This window comes from Sphingobacterium sp. UBA7253, assembly GCF_002472745.1.
Lineage (GTDB): Bacteria > Bacteroidota > Bacteroidia > Sphingobacteriales > Sphingobacteriaceae > Sphingobacterium > Sphingobacterium siyangense.
Genome location: NZ_DKSP01000179.1, coordinates 347 through 2,110 on the forward strand (window position 1 = coordinate 347; position 1,764 = coordinate 2,110).

At 38.8% G+C, this 1,764-nt stretch carries 6 protein-coding genes; 3 read left to right on the forward strand and 3 right to left on the reverse strand.

Annotated features, from left to right (window positions below; genetic code table 11):
* A partial coding sequence (locus B2X72_RS17935) for a hypothetical protein (protein WP_286850942.1) occupies window positions 1-191 on the forward strand: 191 nt, incomplete at its 5' end.
* A 26-nt stretch (window positions 192-217) separates the two neighbouring features.
* Here the strand turns inward: B2X72_RS17935 and B2X72_RS17940 are convergent.
* The 3 genes from B2X72_RS17940 to B2X72_RS17950 all read right to left on the reverse strand — a co-directional run bounded on the left by B2X72_RS17940 (window position 218) and on the right by B2X72_RS17950 (window position 1,309).
* Complete coding sequence (locus tag B2X72_RS17940) at window positions 218-664, reverse strand: hypothetical protein (RefSeq protein WP_075992237.1); 447 nt, start codon at window positions 662-664, stop codon at window positions 218-220.
* A gap of 119 nt (window positions 665-783) precedes the next feature.
* The gene (locus tag B2X72_RS17945; protein ID WP_286850943.1) at window positions 784-1,041 is read right to left on the reverse strand and encodes a hypothetical protein; all 258 of its coding nucleotides are present in this window, start codon (window positions 1,039-1,041) and stop codon (window positions 784-786) included.
* Window positions 1,042-1,045: 4 nt separating this feature from the next.
* The gene (locus B2X72_RS17950; RefSeq protein WP_286850944.1) at window positions 1,046-1,309 is read right to left on the reverse strand and encodes a DUF3606 domain-containing protein; all 264 of its coding nucleotides are present in this window, start codon (window positions 1,307-1,309) and stop codon (window positions 1,046-1,048) included.
* 12 nt (window positions 1,310-1,321) lie between these two features.
* Between B2X72_RS17950 and B2X72_RS17955 the strand changes: the two genes are divergently transcribed.
* The gene (locus tag B2X72_RS17955) at window positions 1,322-1,522 is read left to right on the forward strand and encodes a hypothetical protein (protein ID WP_088161276.1); all 201 of its coding nucleotides are present in this window, start codon (window positions 1,322-1,324) and stop codon (window positions 1,520-1,522) included.
* A gap of 10 nt (window positions 1,523-1,532) precedes the next feature.
* On the forward strand, window positions 1,533-1,764 hold a 232-nt coding region (locus tag B2X72_RS17960; protein WP_286850945.1), incomplete at its 3' end, for a DNA-formamidopyrimidine glycosylase family protein.

The following is a 1,764-nucleotide window of genomic DNA, read 5'->3' on the forward strand; positions in this document are numbered from 1 at the left end:
CGAAAAAATACAGTCTTTGGCACATTTATCTGAACAATGCTTATGTAGGCAGCATCCAGCACGACAAGTATACTAAGAATTTCGATTATCATATTGAGGACAACAGCCTACTGACCGACGACCAGGTACAAAAATACATCGGAATGATTCAACACGGGGAGCTAAAATGGAGAAAAGATGATAATAGATAATTTCGAGGTTATTGGTGTGTTTAACGCTACTTTTTTAAACGTTTTGTCGGTTTCTTTTTTTGTGGCTTTGCTGGTGTCTTAATTTTTTTCTGTACGGCCTCCATGCGCTTTCTCCAGCTGATGATCTGAGATTCTTCATATACGGGAAGGCCTTTATCGTTGAGAAGCCCCATAGATTTAGCTAAACTAAGACTGAGACGTGCAGACTTACTGTTTGCTTTCTTCCAGGTCTGTTGATCGTCTTTAAAATCCTTCTCATAGGCAGCAATAGCCTGCTTAATAATGGCTAGCTCCTTCTTATATTCTTTGAGCTTTCGATAAAGAATCATTAATCTGTTATATGCCCCTGCTTGTAATGGTGCTTTCCTTATAACCAGGATATAGCTTTTGATGGCATCTTCAGTTTTACCTTCAAGCTCCTGCAATCGTGCATCTTTTAACAGCTCATTTTTGGATTTCTTAATACCAGTCATATTTATTTTTATCTTTCAATACGATCCTGAATACCCGGCCAAATCCCCGCTAATATATTGTAGAGTCCTTTTAACCTGAATATCATAATTAAACTTGAGAAAAGTAATGAACAAATTAACTAGCTCAAAGTTCCATCTCGGTTTCGGTCTACTTCCAGTAAAAGAAGAAGTTTGGCAATAGCGGGTTCCCTCCATTCTTCCGCAAGATCGCCCTCTATAACACCAAAATCTTCATCTAAGATCATCTGGCAGCCATCCATCGTAATTCGGGCATATGGTCCATTTTGCCCCTCCTGTCCTACTTCAAAATCACAGTATTTTTCTATTCCTATGTTATTTGTCACCGGAATTCCAGTGAATGTTGCTATAGCTCCCATATTCTCATTTTTTATTTTTCAAATAATTAATAACATCCTCACGACCATTGCCAACGCTTTTGATGGCCTCTTCGACTTGCTGCCGGGTTACGCCAAGTTCTTTTGCCAAATAATCTACCTCATAAGATTCACCGCCAGCTACCTGATTGCGGTCCCTTGCATCTTTTTTATTTTTATTGTCTGTCATAATAAATGTTTTTGGAATAGAACAACCGCCAGCCAATAGAGTTTGAAAACTATCACTATTCTGATGTTGTTCTAAATACAAAAAGGAGGAATTATGCCTTGGTATAATGGAGATTATCCACCATCATATAAAAATCAACCGGTCAACATCCGGGAGAAAGCAACTGAAATCGCAAACGCTTTGCTTGAGGAAGGCGCCGAAGAAGGAATTGCCATAGCAACCGGCCTAAAAAAAGCGAGGGAGCATTTTAAAAAGGTAAAAGAAGAGAGTAGAAAGAAGTACACAAATTATTAAATCGACAACTATGCCAGAATTACCAGACCTACAGGCCTTCAGCAAAAATCTCACAAAAATGCTTAAAGGTAAAGTGCTTGAAAAAGCTGCCATTCACAACAAACAAAAAACCAAAGTCAGCCTGAATGAGCTGCAAACTCTAGAGGGCAAAAAACTCGTCAAAGTTTATCGGGAAGGTAAAAGGCTTTTTTTTGATTTTGGCAAAGATGCTACCTTGTCGGTTCATCTCATGTTGCATGGGA